This window comes from Streptomyces decoyicus (assembly GCF_019880305.1).
Lineage (GTDB): Bacteria > Actinomycetota > Actinomycetes > Streptomycetales > Streptomycetaceae > Streptomyces > Streptomyces decoyicus.
In genome coordinates, this window is the sequence record NZ_CP082301.1 from 180,746 (window position 1) to 197,323 (window position 16,578).

General features: G+C 68.9%; 10 protein-coding genes and 2 pseudogenes. 5 read left to right on the forward strand and 7 right to left on the reverse strand.

Features of this window, described 5'->3' with window-relative positions:
* Positions 1-164: 164 nt before the first annotated feature.
* On the reverse strand, positions 165-365 hold the full coding sequence (locus tag K7C20_RS00810) for a hypothetical protein (protein WP_030075108.1): 201 nt from the start codon (positions 363-365) through the stop codon (positions 165-167).
* A gap of 332 nt (positions 366-697) precedes the next feature.
* Between K7C20_RS00810 and K7C20_RS00815 the strand changes: the two genes are divergently transcribed.
* Entirely contained in the window at positions 698-3,664 is a 2,967-nt protein-coding gene (locus K7C20_RS00815) for an AfsR/SARP family transcriptional regulator (RefSeq protein WP_053209373.1), read from the forward strand.
* Between the two features lie 1,379 nt (positions 3,665-5,043).
* Here the strand turns inward: K7C20_RS00815 and K7C20_RS00820 are convergent.
* The 5 genes from K7C20_RS00820 to K7C20_RS00840 all read right to left on the reverse strand — a co-directional run bounded on the left by K7C20_RS00820 (position 5,044) and on the right by K7C20_RS00840 (position 11,085).
* Positions 5,044-5,514: a GNAT family N-acetyltransferase gene (locus tag K7C20_RS00820; protein WP_030075106.1), complete on the reverse strand. Its 471-nt coding sequence runs from the start codon at positions 5,512-5,514 to the stop codon at positions 5,044-5,046.
* 89 nt (positions 5,515-5,603) lie between these two features.
* On the reverse strand, positions 5,604-6,485 hold the full coding sequence (locus K7C20_RS00825) for an IS5 family transposase (RefSeq protein ID WP_078953245.1): 882 nt from the start codon (positions 6,483-6,485) through the stop codon (positions 5,604-5,606).
* Between the two features lie 143 nt (positions 6,486-6,628).
* Positions 6,629-8,050, reverse strand: coding sequence for an amino acid permease (locus tag K7C20_RS00830; protein WP_030075105.1), 1,422 nt, complete (start codon positions 8,048-8,050; stop codon positions 6,629-6,631).
* Between the two features lie 622 nt (positions 8,051-8,672).
* Complete coding sequence (locus K7C20_RS00835) at positions 8,673-9,947, reverse strand: ArgE/DapE family deacylase (RefSeq protein ID WP_030075104.1); 1,275 nt, start codon at positions 9,945-9,947, stop codon at positions 8,673-8,675.
* A gap of 142 nt (positions 9,948-10,089) precedes the next feature.
* Positions 10,090-11,085, reverse strand: a complete 996-nt coding sequence (locus tag K7C20_RS00840) for a LysR family transcriptional regulator (protein ID WP_048828514.1) — start codon at positions 11,083-11,085, stop codon at positions 10,090-10,092.
* Between the two features lie 70 nt (positions 11,086-11,155).
* On the opposite strand from K7C20_RS00840, the gene K7C20_RS00845 reads away from it, so the two are divergent.
* Positions 11,156-12,070 (forward strand): 4-hydroxy-tetrahydrodipicolinate synthase family protein, encoded by a 915-nt coding sequence (locus tag K7C20_RS00845; RefSeq protein ID WP_030075102.1) that lies wholly within the window; start codon positions 11,156-11,158, stop codon positions 12,068-12,070.
* 138 nt (positions 12,071-12,208) lie between these two features.
* On the opposite strand, the pseudogene K7C20_RS39375 reads toward K7C20_RS00845, so the two are convergent.
* Positions 12,209-12,535, reverse strand: a pseudogene (locus K7C20_RS39375) (transposase); the annotation flags it as partial.
* Between the two features lie 682 nt (positions 12,536-13,217).
* Between K7C20_RS39375 and K7C20_RS00855 the strand changes: the two are divergent.
* The 3 genes and pseudogenes from K7C20_RS00855 to K7C20_RS00865 all read left to right on the forward strand — a co-directional run.
* Positions 13,218-13,452 (forward strand): annotated as a pseudogene (locus K7C20_RS00855) (IS701 family transposase); the annotation flags it as partial.
* Positions 13,453-13,667: 215 nt separating this feature from the next.
* The gene (locus K7C20_RS00860) at positions 13,668-14,849 is read left to right on the forward strand and encodes an FAD-dependent monooxygenase (protein ID WP_030075101.1); all 1,182 of its coding nucleotides are present in this window, start codon (positions 13,668-13,670) and stop codon (positions 14,847-14,849) included.
* Positions 14,849-16,387: a hypothetical protein gene (locus tag K7C20_RS00865; protein ID WP_053209372.1), complete on the forward strand. Its 1,539-nt coding sequence runs from the start codon at positions 14,849-14,851 to the stop codon at positions 16,385-16,387. The genes K7C20_RS00860 and K7C20_RS00865 overlap by 1 nt, the downstream gene beginning before the upstream one ends.
* Positions 16,388-16,578: the final 191 nt, after the last annotated feature.

Here is a 16,578-nt window from a genome sequence, read left to right on the forward strand (position 1 = left end):
ACGCCGTGATCACACCAGCCACTACAAGAGCAGCCCACTCGTGACCAGCAGTTCCGGAACAGCCCTTAGCTGGAAACCCTTGCCGGCAAGACAGAAATATCGGTCTCACCTTCGCTTCCCCGGGGCTTGCGACTGCCGCCCCGGGGAAGCGCTCAACATGCCCTTCAGGCTGTGAGGTTGAGTGCCTGATAGAGCGCGTAGAGGATCGCAGGCAGGGCTCCAATGAGCCCCGTCATAGCGGCAATCACTACAGGGAGCCGCTGAGTCGTCCTCAGGGCCTTGGCGAGGTACCCGATGAGTACGAAATAGGCCAAGGTCACGATGACCCCGGCCGTGAGCCACACAGATGGACTCATCACATGCATGTCAGTGTTCTCTCCTTGCAACCGTGCCCAGTCCGGAATTCACGGCACGCGTAGCAAGGGTTCCGTCGACGGCCCTTGGCATGGAGAGCCCGGAGCACTCGCGGCGGCGTGTCGATGGGCATGACGGTAGCCCAAAGTGCCGTGCGCGGGCCAGAGTTGAAGGAACGCGAGAAGCTGGGGCCCCGGGATGCCAGTCCCGGGGAGCCCCACCTGCGTCAGCTCCGAACTGGGCAAGTCGCGGAACGCTGCTTGCCCGATGGTTGCAACTCGGGATAGACGATCGGTATACGTTTGATAGGTGCGTTGCTATCGTGACCAGGAGGGAGGGAACGATGGAGCAGGAACCGGCGTCCGGCCCGCGCGTGCGCTTCACCGTACTTGGCCCTGTGCGGGCTTGGCGCGGTGATCAGGCTCTGCCGCTCGGCTCCCCGCAGCAGCGAGCCCTGCTCGCGGCACTCCTGCTCCACAGTGGTCGCACGGTCACGGCGCCCGAACTGCTCGATGCCCTCTGGGGCGACGAGCCGCCGCACGCCGCACTGGCGGGTATGCGTACTTACGCCTCCCGGTTGCGCAAGGCACTTGGCCCGGATGCTGACTACCTGGTCAGCGAATCCGGCGGATATGCGATGCGGATTCCCGACGACGCACTCGACCTCACACTTGCCGAAGGATGGTCCGCGGCAGCGGAAAAAGCCCGTAACAGTGGAGACTTCAGCGGTGCCCGGGACCTCATCAGCGACGCGCTGGCGCTCTGGGCCGGCGAGCCGCTAGCTGGACTCGCCGGCCCGTTTGCCGAGGTGCAGCGCACCCGACTGACGGAGTGGCGGCTCCAGCTCCTGGAGACCCGCCTCGACCTGGACCTCGAACTCGGCCACCATGCCAAAGCTGTCTCCGAGCTGACCTCTCTGACCGCCATGCACCCGTTGCGCGAGCGGCTGCGTGAACTGCTGATGCTCGCGCTCTACCGCAGCGGTCGCCAGGGCGAGGCACTGGCCGTGTACGCCGATGTCCGTCGACTGCTCGCGGACGAACTCGGGGTCGACCCGAGCGCTGAGTTGTCCGGGCTCCAACAGCGCATCCTGCAGGGCGAAGCGAGCCTGACGCGTCTGGATGGCTCCCCGGAACCGAGTACGCCGTCCCCGGCATCCGTCCGGTCGACCCGGCCACCGGGAACCGTCCGTCCGGCCCAGCTTCCGGCCGCCATTGCGGACTACACCGGATCCGAACGTTTGGTCGAGGAACTCACCCAGCGGCTGTCCGCAACCGAGGGCAACGTCATGGCCGTCTCCGCCGTCGCCGGAATCGGCGGCGTCGGCAAAACCACACTGGCCGTACGCATCGCCCATGCCGCTCGAGGACAGTTCCCTGACGGCCAGCTCTATTTCGACCTGCGGGGAACCGGTACCCAACCAGCCGATCCACACTATGTTCTGGGCGAATTCCTCCAGGCACTGGGAGTGCCGAGCAGTGGAATCCCGGACGCCCTGGACTCTCGCGCGGCCCTGTACCGATCCGCCTTGGACGGTCGCCGCGTCCTCGTCCTGCTGGACAACGCTCGCGATGCTCACCAGGTGCGGCCCCTGTTGCCCGGCACACAAGGAAGCGCCACGCTGATAACGAGCCGGACGCGCATGGTCGATCTGAGCGCCGCCCACCTCGTGGACCTGGACATCATGTCGCCGGAGCACGCGAAGCAACTCTTCGCAAGGATCGTCGGTGAGGAGCGGGTATCCGACGAGCAGGATGCCGTCCTGGCTGTTGTCGCCGCCTGCGGCTTCCTGCCACTGGCTATCCGAATCGCCGCCGCGCGGCTGGCTGCCCGCCGTCACTGGTCGGTCTCCACTCTTGCTTCGAAACTGGCCAACGAGCGGCGGAGGCTGGACGAGCTCCAGGCCGGCGATCTCGCCGTCAAGGCCACTTTCGAGCTGGGCTACAGCCAGTTGGTGCCCGCCCAGGCCCGAGCGTTCAGACTGCTGAGTCTCGCCGATGGCCCCGACTTCCCGCTCGCCGCAGCAGCAGCCGTTCTTGAGCTACCGGTGCAGGATGCCGAGGATCTCCTGGAGTCCTTGGTCGACACCTCCCTGCTGGATTCGGCTGCTCCAGGGCGATACCGCTACCACGACCTCGTACGCCTCTATGCGCGCGCGTGCGCCGGGCGTGACGAGGCACCGGGCGACCGGCACGCCGCGCTGTCCCGGCTGCTGGATTTCTACCTGGCGACCGCGGCGGGCGTGTACGCGATCGATCGGCCGGGGGACACGACGGTGGGACACCTGGAGGTGGCCGATGGCGCGGGGCTCACCTTCACGGAGTACCGGTCGGCGCTCGACTGGCTCCATGCCGAAGCCGAGTGCTTGCTCGCATGCGTGGAGCAGGCAGCAGTTGCCGGGCTGCTCGGCAGAGCGGCCGACCTTCTTGTGGCTGCCACGGACCTTGCCGAGTCAGGCGTCAGCTCGGCGCGATTCGAGTCCGCTGCAACAGCCGTACGTGATGCCGCCGTGCGCGCCGGCGACAAGCGCGTGGAAGCGCGCGTGCGGACGGTCCTGAGCCGGGTACACACCGTCGCGGGGCACTTCGCGGGGGCTGAGGAGGAAGCCCGGCAGGCCATGTTGCTGTCCCAAGCGGTCAACGACCCGTGGGCCGCGGGCAACGCGCGACGTGAACGTGGGACTATCGCCTTCATCGAAGGCCGCCATGCCGAGGGGGAAGACTATCTCCGTCAGGCCATCGGCAGTTTCCGGGCTGATGGTAACCAACCCGGCGTCGCCGGAGTCCTGTGCAACTTGTCCCGCCTGCATCTGCTCACCGGCCGCACGGAAAGTGCCGTACAACTCGCTCAGGAAGCCATCGAGATCTACGACCATCTTGGACTCACCGTGCGCGGCGCCAACGCGCGTTATGCCCTCGGCCTCGCCCTGACCCAAGCGGGGCCGCTCAGTGAGTCCCTCGTTCTGTTCCATGAGGCGCTCGACGTGTTCCGGAACGCTCGGCAGCTCTTCTGGGAGGGGATGACTCTCTTCCGGATCGCAGAAGTCCACCTCGCTGACGGCGAACCCGGGAGTGCGGCCGCGGCGGCAGAGCAATCCCTTGCGGTAATGCAGGGCATCGGTGGCGAGTGGCGGCGCGGCAACGTGCTCACCGTCCTGGGGCGTGCGCTCGACGGCATCGGGCAGCTCGACCGAGCCCGTGTCTGCTGGCGCGAGGCGCTGTCCCTCTATGAAGAGCTCGGGTCCGCCGAAGCCGGGGACGTCCGAACACTCCTCGACGAGCAGCCACGCACGGCGATCCGGGCCGGATAGGGCTTGCCGGAGTCCACGACTGCAGCGGTCGCACGCTCAGAACCCCGGTCGGCTTGAGCGCTCCAGAGACGACAGCGCGCCAGCGGGACTGAGGAAACTTCCCCCGGGCTAGCTCAGTCACCAGAACCTCGATCCCACTGCTGAAGCGCCCCGCCCGCCGACACCCTGTGCACGAGGACACCGGTATCTCCGGACCGGCTCTGTCACCACCCATCGCAGCCACGACGAGGAGCCCGGGGTCGGCTGCGCGGCTGAGGGCGCCTCCCCGGCAGACCCTGAGTGCCGCCCGCAGAGACACCGGCCTTGTTCCCGTGGTGTCCGCCGTTCGCGCCGTTGGCCCAGTAGCCGCTGTCGCCACCGGTGCCGGCGGGCGGGACCGTGGCGTCGCGGGAGGCGCCACCGGGGGCCGTGAGCAGCTGCCGCTCGTTCGCCTGGCGGCATGCGAGGGCAACGGAGGTAGTTCCGCCGTCGTGTGGGGGGGTGCCGGCCGGTCCAGGGCTCCGCTGCCGCCGCCCAGGCCGCCGCCCCACGCCGAGACCGTGATCTTGGTGACCTTGTCGGGCACAAGGAAGCTGTACGCGCCGGGCTGGTCGTACACCTTGCGCTTCTCGCTTTTGTCGACCCGCCCGTCGGCGGCCTGGTAGCCGACATCGCGGGCCTTGCCGAAGACGCCGCCCAGCCCGCCACCGCCCTTGTCCGTGGCCAAATCGATGACGCCCCCGGCCAGCCTGTAGGAACCATCGCGGAACCGCTCGAACAGCGAGTCCTCGGTAAACGTGGCGTCACCAAGCACCGACGGCCGTGCACCCGAGCACGTGCTGATGTCGTGATTCCCATGCGGGAAGTCCCGGTCACCCGAACCGGCACACTTGATGACTGGACGCATCGAATGCAACCGCTCTCCGACCGGCCGCAGCGGGCGCTGTTCACATCGAACGAGAGACCAGGCAAGGTCGCTCACGAAATGTGTGGACCGTGCTCCTCAGTCGCTGCGTAGATGTCCACGGCAGTGCGACTGGGCCGAAGGCGACCGTGCCCTGTCAGAGCGATCGCATGGCTCCGACGGTACGCACGGCGCGGGCGGGACGCCGCCCTCCGCACCCGTCCGAGGGGCGGCGTCGGGCGCTGCCCCGGCCTGGCGCGGGTCATGCGATCCACCCGAGGCGGGATGGCGTGGCGTGCACACCGGGGCCCTGACCGCGGGACGAATCCGGTGGGCACGGTGACGTCCGGCCCGGCGAGTGCGCGAGTGCCTCCTGATCGCTCACCATGCCGCTCGCCTTCGATCAGCCGCCGCTGAGTACGAGCGAGCGGCAGTCGGTGGCGTAGGGCCGTCGTGATGGGGCCGCGGCATTAGGGCCCGTCCGATAGGTCGAGTCCTAGCGCAAGTCCAGCTCACCGACTGTTTGGCCTCCGCTGGTCTCACCCGTCAGGCGGAATCCGAGCCCGAGGTAGAAACCCTCGGGGCCGCCCGTGCCCGGATGCCAAGTGGTGGTCAGGCGGGTGCCGCCGCGACGGCGGATTTCAGCAGCAACGGACTCGACCGCGAAGCGACCGTAACCTCGACCCTGCTCACCATCTGCGATGTTGAGCCGCCAGAGACCGGAACGGATGTCGGTGCCTGTGCCGTCGCCCCTCCAGTCGATGTCGAAGAAGGCCATGAGGAAACCGACGGGACGGTCACCGTCAAGGATGAGGCGGGGCCAAGCTATGCCGGGATACACATATGCCTCGGCCAGAGATTTCACGACCGGCGCGACCAAGTGCTCCTGATCCAGACGAACCCGCAGACCGATCGCTGCGTCGAAGTTGGCCGGGGTGATCTCCCGCAGACAGAGTGTGGTCGTCATGCAGGAACCCTAAGCCAGTCGATCAAGTGGACTCTGCGGATGCGTCGTCGGACGCGGGAACCCTGCTCGATAGCTCGTATGCCCCGGGCTCAGGCTCGGAGCCAGAGCCGTATGGCTGCGGTGGTGACGGTTCCGTGGAAGACGTAGGCCCGCTTGTCGTACCTGGTAGCTACCGCCCGAAACGTCTTCAGGGCGTTGATCGTCCGCTCAACTTCATTGCGGCGCCTGTATCTGTCCTTGTCGAAAGCGGTCGGGCGACCGCCGTTGCTGCCTCGGCGTCGACGGTTGGCCCGCTGATCCTTCGGCTCCGGGATGGTGTGCTTGATCTGGCGTCGCCGCAGGTAGCGACGGCTCCGGCGGGAACTGTATGCCTTGTCGCCGCCCAAGTGGTCGGGACGGGTGCGAGGGCGTCCGCCGCTCAGCCGCGGAACGCGGACGCATTCTAGGACTGGGATGAGCTGTGGGGAATCGCCCCACTGGCCCGGCGTAATTAGGAACGCGAGGGGGCGGAGTCTTCCTTCACTGACCAGATGGATCTTGCAGGTGAGTCCGCCTCGGGAACGTCCCAGCGCCTCGTCGGGGCGGTGCTGAGCAGGCCGACCATGCCGGCCCGGAACGCGCGGTGCGGTCCTACGGGCGCCCGAGGCGTGCTGGTGGGCTCTGCACGAGGTCGAGTCCACACTGACCATGCTCCAGTCGATCCGGCCCTCCGCGTCGGCATCGGCCTGGAGAGCCTGCAGAATCCGTTCCCATGTGCCGTCCGCCGACCAGCGGCGATGCCGGTCATACACCGTCTTCCACTTTCCGAACCGCGGCGGCAGGTCTCGCCAGGTGACACCGGTCCGCTGACGGAAGAGAATGCCGTTGAGCACCCTGCGGTGACTCTTCCAACGCCCGCCCCGCCCCACGTTCTTCGGCAGGTGTGGTTCCAACCGAGTCCACTCTGTATCCGACAGATCGCCCCGCCTCACGCAGGCCAGAACGACATGATCACTGCCCAGTCACACGAGCCATCAGACACTGCCTAGATGGCTGACATCGGCACCGTGGGCCGGGGCGGTGAAGGCGAGGGTGAGTGCGGCGTCGGCTGCTGCGATCCAGCGCCATGGTCGTCTCATGCATCGGGCTGGAGCCGGGGGGTGCGTCGGGAGATCCAGTAGCCGGCGCTGAGGAGGGCGAACCAGACCGCCCAGACGTACAGCGCCAGGCGGGTGTCGGCGTCCATCGCGATGAGGACGACGACGAAGACGAGGACGGCGATGGCGATCCAGTTGGTGACCGGGGCTCCTGGCATGCGGAAGTCGGCGGCGGGCAGGAGTCCGGCGCGGGCCTTGGCCCGGTAGCGCAGGTGCGCGGCGAGAATCATGAACCAGGTCCACAGACCGGCGCACGTGCCGACCGAGGTGATGTAGACGAACGCCTTGTCCGGGGAAACGACGTTGACGATGAGCCCGATGCTCATGACCAGGGTGGACAGCACCAGTGCGGGCAGCGGGAGTTGGCGTCCGCTGAGCATGTTCATGGCGCCCGGGGCCTCGCCGTTGACGGCTAGGCCGCGCAGCATCCGGCCGGTGGAGTAGATGCCGGAGTTGCAGGAGGACAAGGCTGCGGTGAGGACGACGAAGTTCATGATTCCAGCGGCGCCGGGGATGCCGACCTTGGCGAAGACCTGCACGAAAGGGCTGACCCCGGGGGTGTACTCGGTCCAGCTGAAGACCGACAGCAGGACGATCAGCGCGCCGACGTAGAAGATGCCGATGCGGACCGGGAGGGTGTTGATCGCCTTGCGCAGGGTCTGCTTGGGGTTCTCGGCCTCGCCGGCGGTGACGCCGACGAGTTCGACGCCGAGGTAGGCGAACACGACGCCCTGCATGGCGAGCATGGACTGCCAGACGCCGTGGGGTGCGAAGCCGCCGTCGGCCCACAGGTGCCGGACGGAGGCGGTGTCACCGGCGGAGGAGAACCCGAAGGTGAGCACGCCGATACCGATCACGATCAGCGCGATGATCGCGACTGCCTTGATCGAGGCGAACCAGAACTCCAGCTCGCCGAAGAGCTTGACCGAGACCAGGTTCGCGACGAAGAGCACGGCCAGTGCGGTGGCGGCGGTGGCCCACACCGGGACGGAGGGCCACCAGTAGGCGATGTAGTGGCCCGCGGCGGTCACCTCGGCCATACACGCGGAAACCCACGCGGCCCAGTACGACCAGCCGGTGGCGAAGCCCGCAAACGGGCCGAAGAATTCGCGCGCGTAGTCGGCGAAACTCCCGGAGGTAGGGCGGTAGGTGAGCAGTTCGCCCAGGGCCCGCATGATGAAGAAGATGACGACGCCTGCCACGGCGTAACACGCGATCAGGCTCGGCCCGATCGTGGCGATGCCCGTACTGGAGCCGTAGAAGAGGCCGACACCGATGGCGCCGCCGATGGCGATCATCTGGACCTGGCGGGCGCTCAGCCCGCGCTGGTAGCCCTCGTTGGGAGTGCTCCCGGCGGCACTCGGGCCGCTGCCGTGGTGCTGCTCGGCTTGGGTGGTCATGGTGGTGCACCTTTCGTTTCGTGCCATCGACGGCTGCCTCGACGGCAGGCGTGCGTGGTGCGTCCCGGGCCTTGCGAGACGCCTGTCCGAGCTCCACGGACCGTGCAGGCCCGTGGTCCGCTCGTGCTTGTGGGCGTCATGAACGACTTGCCCTTCAGGCGGAACGCATCATTTCGGCGCGGTGCCCAGAATTCTTAGAATTGCCGCAAGCCGACTCCGCAGCAGCACCTCAGGCAGTAGGACGAACTGGTCTGCACGCCGAATCCGGAAAAGCTGAAGGCTTTGGGGCGTGACATCGGCTACCGGTCGGGCGCTTCCTCGATGACCTACGCTCCGGCCATCGTTGCCGAGGTTCACTTAAAGGCTGGAATTTCACTGACAAGCAGCTCCGCGGTGACCGCCCGAGCCGTCACGTAACTCCAGGTCAATCTGCTGGCGAGATACGCGTGACGGGGCTGCGCCACCGAAGCAGCCCCCGGCGCATGCACATGTCTTGCGGAACTGCATGGGAAAGCTATTACGGGGTGGGCCGTCGATCCGCGGATGTCCGACTTACAGGGGCCGGCACGGCTGGGCGGGGACAACTGATGTCTGACAGGCAGACGGTTCGATGCACTGCCTGTTACTTGGTACCGGCGGCACGCAGCGTGGTGAGAACCAGCGTGCGGGTCACGTCGACGATTTCGGGGAGGGAGACCTGTTCCCGGGGACCGTGTGCCAGGCGCACATCGCCTGGTCCGAACTGCAGTGTCGGTACGCCCGCCGCCGCGTACAGACGCAGGTCGCTTCCGTAGGGGGCGCCGCGCTCGCGCAGTGGTGGCCTGCCGGTGAGATCTGCGTGCGCGTCGCGGACGAGATCGCGCAGGGGGTGACCGGTTGGCAGTGCGCCACTGGCGTACTGGCCTCCCGGCCAGGTCACTACGGCTGGATGGTCGCGCAGCCATGGGTCGTCCGCGCAGGTTTCGGCCACGCAGAGTTCGAATTCGGCTCGTGCGGCTTCGGGGTCCTCGCCCAACCGGACGCCCAACCGCCCCTCGGCGGTGAGCAGGTCGGGAATGCTGCTCGGCCAGGTCCCGGCGCGCAGTGTGCCGACGGACAGGGCGTACGGCGTCCGGTATTCCGCCATCAACGGATCGGAGGCGGCGTTGCGGCGCGCTTCCAGCAGGGCGAGTGCCCGGTGGATCGGTGTGTAGGCGTCGATGGCGCTGCACCCCGCGTCAGGTGTGCTGGCATGGGTCGCCTTGCCGGGAACGTCGATGCGGAAAGTCAGCGCGCCCGCGTTCGCGGTCATCAGCGTGCCGCTGGTCGGTTCGGTGATGATGCAGGCGTCGCCGATGTGCCCGCGCCGGAGTGTGCCGAAGGCCCCGAGCCCGCCGTCCTCCTCGCTGACCACGAAATGCGCTGCCGCCTTGCCGCGCAACGTCGCGCCACTGGCCTGGATCGCGGCGAGCGCGGCAAGGTTGGCCACGACTCCCGCCTTCATGTCGCAAGCTCCCCGGCCGTGAACGACATCCCCCGTCACCCGTGGCACGAACGGATCGCCTTCCCACTGCGCCGCATCGCCGGGCGGCACGACGTCGACGTGCCCCTGCAGGATCACCGTCGGCCCGTCACCACCGCCCGTCGTGGTCCCTACCAGCCCCCATGCCTCCTCGCGCGGCACCTCGGTACCGGGAAAGTGCGGGCTGGCGCGCAGTGCCGGCAGATCCATGGACCACAAGTCCACCTCCAGACCTAGCCGGTCGAGGTGGCGGGCCAGCCGGTGCTGCATCTCGGACTCGGCAGCGCTCCCGGTCACACTCGGGATTGCGAGCAGGTCGAGCAGCGTGTCGACTATCGCTTCCTCGTCGATCGCCTTCAGCGCCGCAGACTCCTCGGCGCTCAATGGTGTAGTCATCGTGATCTCTTCCATCGTCAGCGGCGGAACGGGTACGAAACCGCCTGGCCTAGCGCCTGGCACCCGCAGCAGCCGTCCGAACGGATCTGTCAGGACCTGCACATTCATGACTGAGGGATGGGCCTGGATCCACGGTTCGTAGTCAACTCGCTGGGTCCGACTCGGCGACCTGCTCCAGCAACGCCCGTGCGGAATCCGCGTAACGCATCGCGGGCTCCTCCTCCGGCTCTGAACCAATCATGCAGCTCACTGCCGCTCTTGCCGCAGCCACGAAAGCGGCGATCGCCGGATGAGTACCGCCGCCCGCGCGAAAGGCGACCTTCGATCGACGGAACAACGGCAACTTGGTCAGCACCACGCCTGTGGGGCTTTGTGCACTGGCCATTTCCGGTACGAATCCGGCCCCTTGCCCGGTGGCGGCCAGGGCGAGCACTGTGCGGAAATCGTTGACCTGGTGGCGAATTCTCGGCTGGAACCCGGCCGCCTGGCAGGCGCGTACGGCCATCGCGTGACCGGTCGTGCCGTCCCGTGCGGTGATCCACGGGGCCTCGGCATAGGGGCCGAGCAGCTCTGCCAGCGTGTCGCTGCCGCCGGTGTTCTTGGTCGCGGTGTTGGTGACGAGGTACATCGGCTCTTCCAGCAGGGGTACCTCGTCCACTGTGGTGTCCGGTGACGCGGGTACGAAGTCGTAGTCGTGGACAAGGGCCACGTCGAGTTCGCCGGCTCGCAGGCCGTCGGAGACGCGGGCGGAGTCGATTTCCTGCACCATCGGTTCCAGTGCGGGATGCCGCTGGGCCAGCTCGGCCAGCGTGGCGGGCACGATGGTGTGGCCGCCGGAGGGGAAGGTCCCGATACGTAGCGGCCCGCCGATGCCGTCCCGGGCGCCGGCCAACTCGGCGACCGCCAGCTCGAGGCGTTGCAGCACGGCGTCGGCGTGTGCGACGAGGGACCGGCCTGCGGGCGTGAGGACCACGCGCCTGCCGCTGCGCTCCAGCAAAGCCACGCCTGCCTCGCGTTCCAGCACACCCAGCTGCTGGGACACGGCTGATGCGGTGAAGGTGAGCGCCTCGGCCACGGCCGCGATCGTGCCCCGCCGGTCCAGTTCGCGCAGCAGGTGGAGACGACGAACATCAAGCATAAGTTCAGCTTAGGCATGAAGATAGAAATCAGAAATGGATCTACCGGTTCAGTTGAGCCAGGGTGGGACCATGAAGCCCAATCCGACCTTCAACGGCCTGTACGTCCCCTTGGTGACTCCGTTCACCAACGACCTGCGCTTGGCCCCCGATGCGCTGGCCCGACTCGCGGACGAGGCGCTGTCGGCCGACGCCTCCGGACTCGTCGCCCTCGGGACCACCGCGGAATCAGCCACGTTGACCGCGGAGGAGATGCAGACTGTGGTGCGAATCTGCTCGGCCGCCTGCCGAGCTCACGGCGCCCCGCTGATCGTCGGGGTCGGCACCAATGACACCGCCACCGCCATCACGTCGCTGCGCGAGCTGGCGGCCACCGGCGACGTCGCCGCGGCGCTGGTTCCCGCACCGCCCTACATCCGCCCCGGTGAAGCGGGGACACTGGCGCATTTCACCGCGCTGGCCGAACACGGCGGCATACCGCTGATCGTGTACGACATCCCCTACCGCACGGGACAGACTCTCAGCGCCGGCACGGTCGCAGCACTCGGCCGACTACCAGGGATCGTCGGTATCAAGCACGCGACCGGTGCGATCGACGCGACCACGGTGGAGTTGCTCGCCTCTCCCCCGCCCGGCTTCGCCGTGCTCGGTGGCGATGACGTCGTCCTATCACCGCTCGTCGCGGCGGGCGCCCACGGCGGAATCGTCGCATCGGCCAATGTGCGCACCGCCGACTACGCCGAACTGATCTCGTTGTGGCGCCACGGCTCCGGTGCACCTGCCCGCAGGCTCGGGGCCGATCTGGCCCGCTTGTCCGCTGCCCTGTTCGCCGAACCGAACCCGACGGTGATCAAGGGAGTACTGCATGCTCAGGAACGCATTCCCAGCCCGGCCGTCCGGATGCCGTTGCTGGCCGCCTCCACCAGCACGGTCCGCCGAGCGGCGCTCCTGGCCGGCAGTCGTGCACGCCACGCGTCCCCAGCCTGACCTCAAGCCAAGGAGCGCATGCAACTGGGGCCGCTGACTGGTCACTCCAGCGGAGTCCACCGACACGGTCCAGTTGAGGGCTCGTCCGCGTCGGCCTGGGCCATCAGCGCGGTGAACACTCGCTCCCTTGCCGTCGATGGCCCACATCCGTAGGCGGTTGTAGACGCCTCGCCAGTTGCCGTATTTCTCCGGCAGGTGGATCCACTGCGTTCCGGTCTGGCACTTGGCGATCGCGTCGATCACCTCGCGGTGGTCACGCCGGCGTCCCCCCTCGGCGTCCGGCCCGGAAGCAACGGCTCGATTCGCGCCCCCTGCGCATCCGTTAACGGCACACCAGGACCAACGACCAGCTGATTCACACGAAACGCGGAGCCGGGCCCGCCACGCAAGGGCGAGGTCACGCGGCGAGAGCGACGGCCACCGACGGCCGTGCCACGGTTCAGACGACCGGTGCCACGGCCTCAGCTCCCGCCGCGGGCGCTGCGGCCGGCTGCGGTGGCGGCGATGTCATGTGTCGGCGAGGAAGCGCGCCGCCGCTTCAGTGAAACGCTGCACGGCGACGTCCAGCTTGGCGTAGCGGTTGCGGACGGTGTGACCTGCATCGCCGGAGTTCGCGACGGCACGCGGCAACGACCACGAGCGGCCCGCAAACACTCCCGTCCTGTGAGCTCCGTTGGTCTCTCACCGCCGGCGGCATCGAGTGCAACACGTTGCTGCAGCTCGCCGTCGGCTGCGAGGACACTGCCGTGGAGTTCGAGCGGGTGGAGCCAACGCGTCCGGTCCTGCCGGCATTCATTCCGGCTGTCTACTGGCCCCCCGAGGCGGACTCACGGGGTCCGCGGCATGGGCAGACGCGTTCGCGGCTCTTCCCGGCAAGCCGGACGCAGCGGGGCGCGCAGGCGCACGGGCCTGCGGCGCACCGTGTGGCGGCTGAGCGGCACAGCTCACCGGCCGGCCAGGGCTGGGCTCACCGCGGCCGAGACCCCCGCTGAGATCAGCGCCGTCACCACAGCTCCTGGACGCCGCCGAACCGTCCGGGATCTCGAAGCCAAGCGAGCTGAGCGCGGCTTCTGCGACCCGCTGGTCCTGCTCGTAGCTGCCGCCGGAGATGCCGGCGCCACCGATGACCTCGCCCGCCCACCGGGAGGTGCAGTTCTGGGTCTCCAACCTGCCCGACGGCACCCGCTCACTATGCTCGTGCGGCTGGCCAAGTTCCGCCGGCGGATCGAGCGTGACTACCGCGAGAGGGAACAGGCCCTGGTCCTGGCCCCTTTCGAGGGCCGCACCTGAACGGCTGGCATCACCACGTCACCCTCGTCTCCGCCGCCCAGGCCTTCTGCACACTCCAGCGACCGGCCCGGAGCCCCAAAAGACCGGAGCCCCAAAAGAAACGGTGCCGGCCTGACGCTCTACCAGGCCGTCCGCGAGATCCAGTTGCTCCTGGCCGGTCCGCCCTCGGCACGTTGACAGGCGTCTGTCGACATGTTGCTATGAGGCGCTGCTCAGCCGGACCTGCGTCGCGTCGCACATGCCGCTCGGGCACCGAATCGACCGCCACTTGACCGGGGCGGCGCACCCGAAGCCAGAGCGAGGACCCATGCCGCAGCGCGCCGCGACCATCGTCGGCGGCGGGATCGGCGGGCTCGCGGCGGCCATCGCCCTGCACCGCCGGGGCTGGCGCGTCGAGGTGCTGGAACGGTCCCGGGAGTTCACTGAGATCGGCGCCGGCATCTCCCTGTGGCCGAACGCGCTGCAAGCACTTGAGGTGCTCGGCCTGGCCGGCGCCGTCCGGGCACTCGGCGCCGTCGAGGCCACCGGCGGCGTACGCGACCGCCGGGGCCGCTGGCTGTCCCGTACGGACAACGCGGAGCTGACGCGTCGCTTCGGCCATCCTCTGGTGGTCCTGCACCGCGCGGACCTGTTGCGGGTGCTCACCGAGGCGCTGCCCGCCGACAGCCTGCGGTCGGGCAGCGAGGTGTCCGCGGTCCGCGACGACGGTCACCGTCCGGTCGTCGTTCACCGTCAGGGCGAGTCCCGGCCCGACCTCGTGGTCGGCGCCGACGGGCTGCGCAGTGCGGTCCGTCGCGCCCTGTGGTCCGACGCGGCCGGCCCCCGGTACGCCGGTTACACCGCCTGGCGCATGGTCACCGAGCCCCTCGCCGAGCCGCCCTCCGAAGGCGCCGCGACCTGGGGCCGCGGGGAGAGGTTCGGATACACAGCGCTGCCGGGCAGGCGGATGTACTGCTTCGCGACCGCGTCGCTGCCGGCGGGAGCAGCCTCAGGCTCGTCCGAGTACGCCGAACTGCTGCGCCGGTTCGGGTCCTGGCCGGCTCCCATCCCCGCCCTGCTGGCCGCCGTCCCCGCCGACGCGGTGCTGAGGCACGACCTGTACGACCTGCCGCCGCTGCCCTCCTTCGTCCGCGGCCGGGTCGCGCTGCTGGGCGACGCGGCCCATGCCATGACCCCTAATCTGGGCCAGGGCGCGTGCCAGGCACTCGAGGACGCGGTCACCCTCGCCCACTGCCTCGACGGCCCCCCGGACGTTGCTGCCGCGCTCCGCTCGTACGACCTGCTGCGCCGCCCGCGGACCCAGGCCATCACACGCCGCTCCGCCCGGCTCGGCGCAGTCGGCCAGCTGTCGTGGCTGCCCGCGGTGCTGCTGCGCGACACGGCCGCCCGGCTGATGCCGACGCGGGCGACGCTGCGTTCCATGACGCCGGTGCTCGACTGGACTGCGCCCGGGAGCCCGGTGACCGCGACGGAGAGCGAGAGACCCTGATGCCGGACTGGACATACCACCCGCTGCGCGGCTTGGCCGCTGCCGTCCTCGGCCGGCGCCGTTCGCAGCGCACCGCGCTGCGGCTGTTGGCCTCGATCGGCTCCCGTCCCGCCGGCGCGCGACTGATCGCCCGAGGGTTCGGCCACCGTCATCCGCCCGAGCGGCTCGCCGGCGAGATCGCCGGCGTGCCCGTCACTGTCCGCCTCGGCATATCCGTCCCGCCCTCGCTCGCCCGCGACACGGTACGCGCCATGTCCCCGCTCGGGGCCGGTGTCGTCGAGGTGGGGCCCGTCTCGGCAGCCGACGTGGAGACCGTACGCGAGGCCGCTGCCGGCCGCTCGATTCCGCTGGTTGTCCGCGCCTGCGACCCGGAGGCCGAGACCGCCCTCAAACCCCATGTCGACGGGTTCACCGACAGCGAGGATCCGCACATAGTCCGTGTCGCCGACCCGTCGGTCACCGCCGCGGCCGCCACGATCGAGGAGCCAGGCGCCGTGGTGCTCGCCCGGCCCCGGGTGCTCGTCGCGGCCGGACCCGGTTGGTTCGCACGGGTCACCGAGGCAGCCACACCCACCGCGCCCGCTCCGCTGCTACGGGAGGTCGGCCGCGATCCCCGCCGCTGGCCCGCCTGGTGGTGGGCCCTGCTGGTCGGGCTCGGTATGACGGGCGCCGGACTCGGCGCTGCGGCGATCACACTCGGGCCGGTGCTCCTCTGGTACGACCGTGACTACCTCGGCATGACGCTGCACGAACTGCATGCCGCCAACCATCACCTCGTGCACTTCCTCCAGCACGACCGGATCACCATGGCCGGCACGATGGTAGCGATCGGCGCCCTCTACACCGGCCTTGCCGTGGGCGGGATCAGACGCGGCTGGCCCTGGGCCCGTGAGGTGTATCTGCTCTCGGGGGTGATCGGCTTCCCCACCTTGTTCTACTTCCTGGCTACCGACTTCGTGGAGCCCCTGCACACGGCCACCGCCATCGTGCTGTTCCCGATGTTCGTGGCCGCGGTCCGGCGGACCCCGCACGCGCCGCGGTGGCGCCTGGCGCCCGAGGGGCCTGAGCCGGAGCGCCGACGGGCGCTGGTCGGCCAACTGCTGCTGATCGTCACGGGAGCGGGGCTGTTCGTCGGCGGAGCAGTGATCTCGGTGGTCGGTCTGACGGGTGTCTTCGTGCCGACCGACCTGACCTTCCTGGACACCAGCACGCAGACGCTGGAAACCGTGAGCCCTCGGCTTGTGCCGTTCGTCGCCCACGACCGCGCGGGGTTCGGCGGCGCCCTGATGGCCGCCGCGGTGGCGATCGTCCTGCTCAGCGCGTGGGGCTGGCGACGGGGTGAAGCCTGGGTGTTCTGGACCCTGGCCGTGGCGGCGGCCGCCGGCTTCCTGCCGGCTGTCGTAGTGCACGGCGCGATCCACTACTTGGACTTCATCCACCTCGCGCCGGTCTACTTCGGCATCGCCATAACCGGCACCGGCCTGCTGCTCGCGCGTCCATACCTCTGCACCAGGGCGTCGGCGAGGCCGAAGGACTGACGGGCCGCCCCGGCGATCGCTCCACCACCGCGCCAACGGACTGACGGCTGTGTGTGGTGGGCCTGCTGAGCCCCGGCAGAGGCCCTCGACTCTACGGTGCCGGCCCAGTTATCTCACTGAACCCGTCCTGCCGGTGCTTTCGCGGTGCCCAACGTCGTACGTCTGTGACGTGCTGCTCGCCTTCCTCTGCT

Coding starts and splice junctions, on each gene's coding strand:
- K7C20_RS00845 (WP_030075102.1), top strand. CDS start 11,156: ATGAAGCCCAATCCGACCTTCAACGGCCTGTACGTCCCCTTGGTGACT.
- K7C20_RS00840 (WP_048828514.1), bottom strand. CDS start 11,085: ATGCTTGATGTTCGTCGTCTCCACCTGCTGCGCGAACTGGACCGGCGG.
- K7C20_RS00820 (WP_030075106.1), bottom strand. CDS start 5,514: ATGACGACCACACTCTGTCTGCGGGAGATCACCCCGGCCAACTTCGAC.
- K7C20_RS00835 (WP_030075104.1), bottom strand. CDS start 9,947: ATGACTACACCATTGAGCGCCGAGGAGTCTGCGGCGCTGAAGGCGATC.
- K7C20_RS00810 (WP_030075108.1), bottom strand. CDS start 365: ATGCATGTGATGAGTCCATCTGTGTGGCTCACGGCCGGGGTCATCGTG.
- K7C20_RS00830 (WP_030075105.1), bottom strand. CDS start 8,050: ATGACCACCCAAGCCGAGCAGCACCACGGCAGCGGCCCGAGTGCCGCC.
- K7C20_RS00815 (WP_053209373.1), top strand. CDS start 698: ATGGAGCAGGAACCGGCGTCCGGCCCGCGCGTGCGCTTCACCGTACTT.
- K7C20_RS00860 (WP_030075101.1), top strand. CDS start 13,668: ATGCCGCAGCGCGCCGCGACCATCGTCGGCGGCGGGATCGGCGGGCTC.
- K7C20_RS00865 (WP_053209372.1), top strand. CDS start 14,849: ATGCCGGACTGGACATACCACCCGCTGCGCGGCTTGGCCGCTGCCGTC.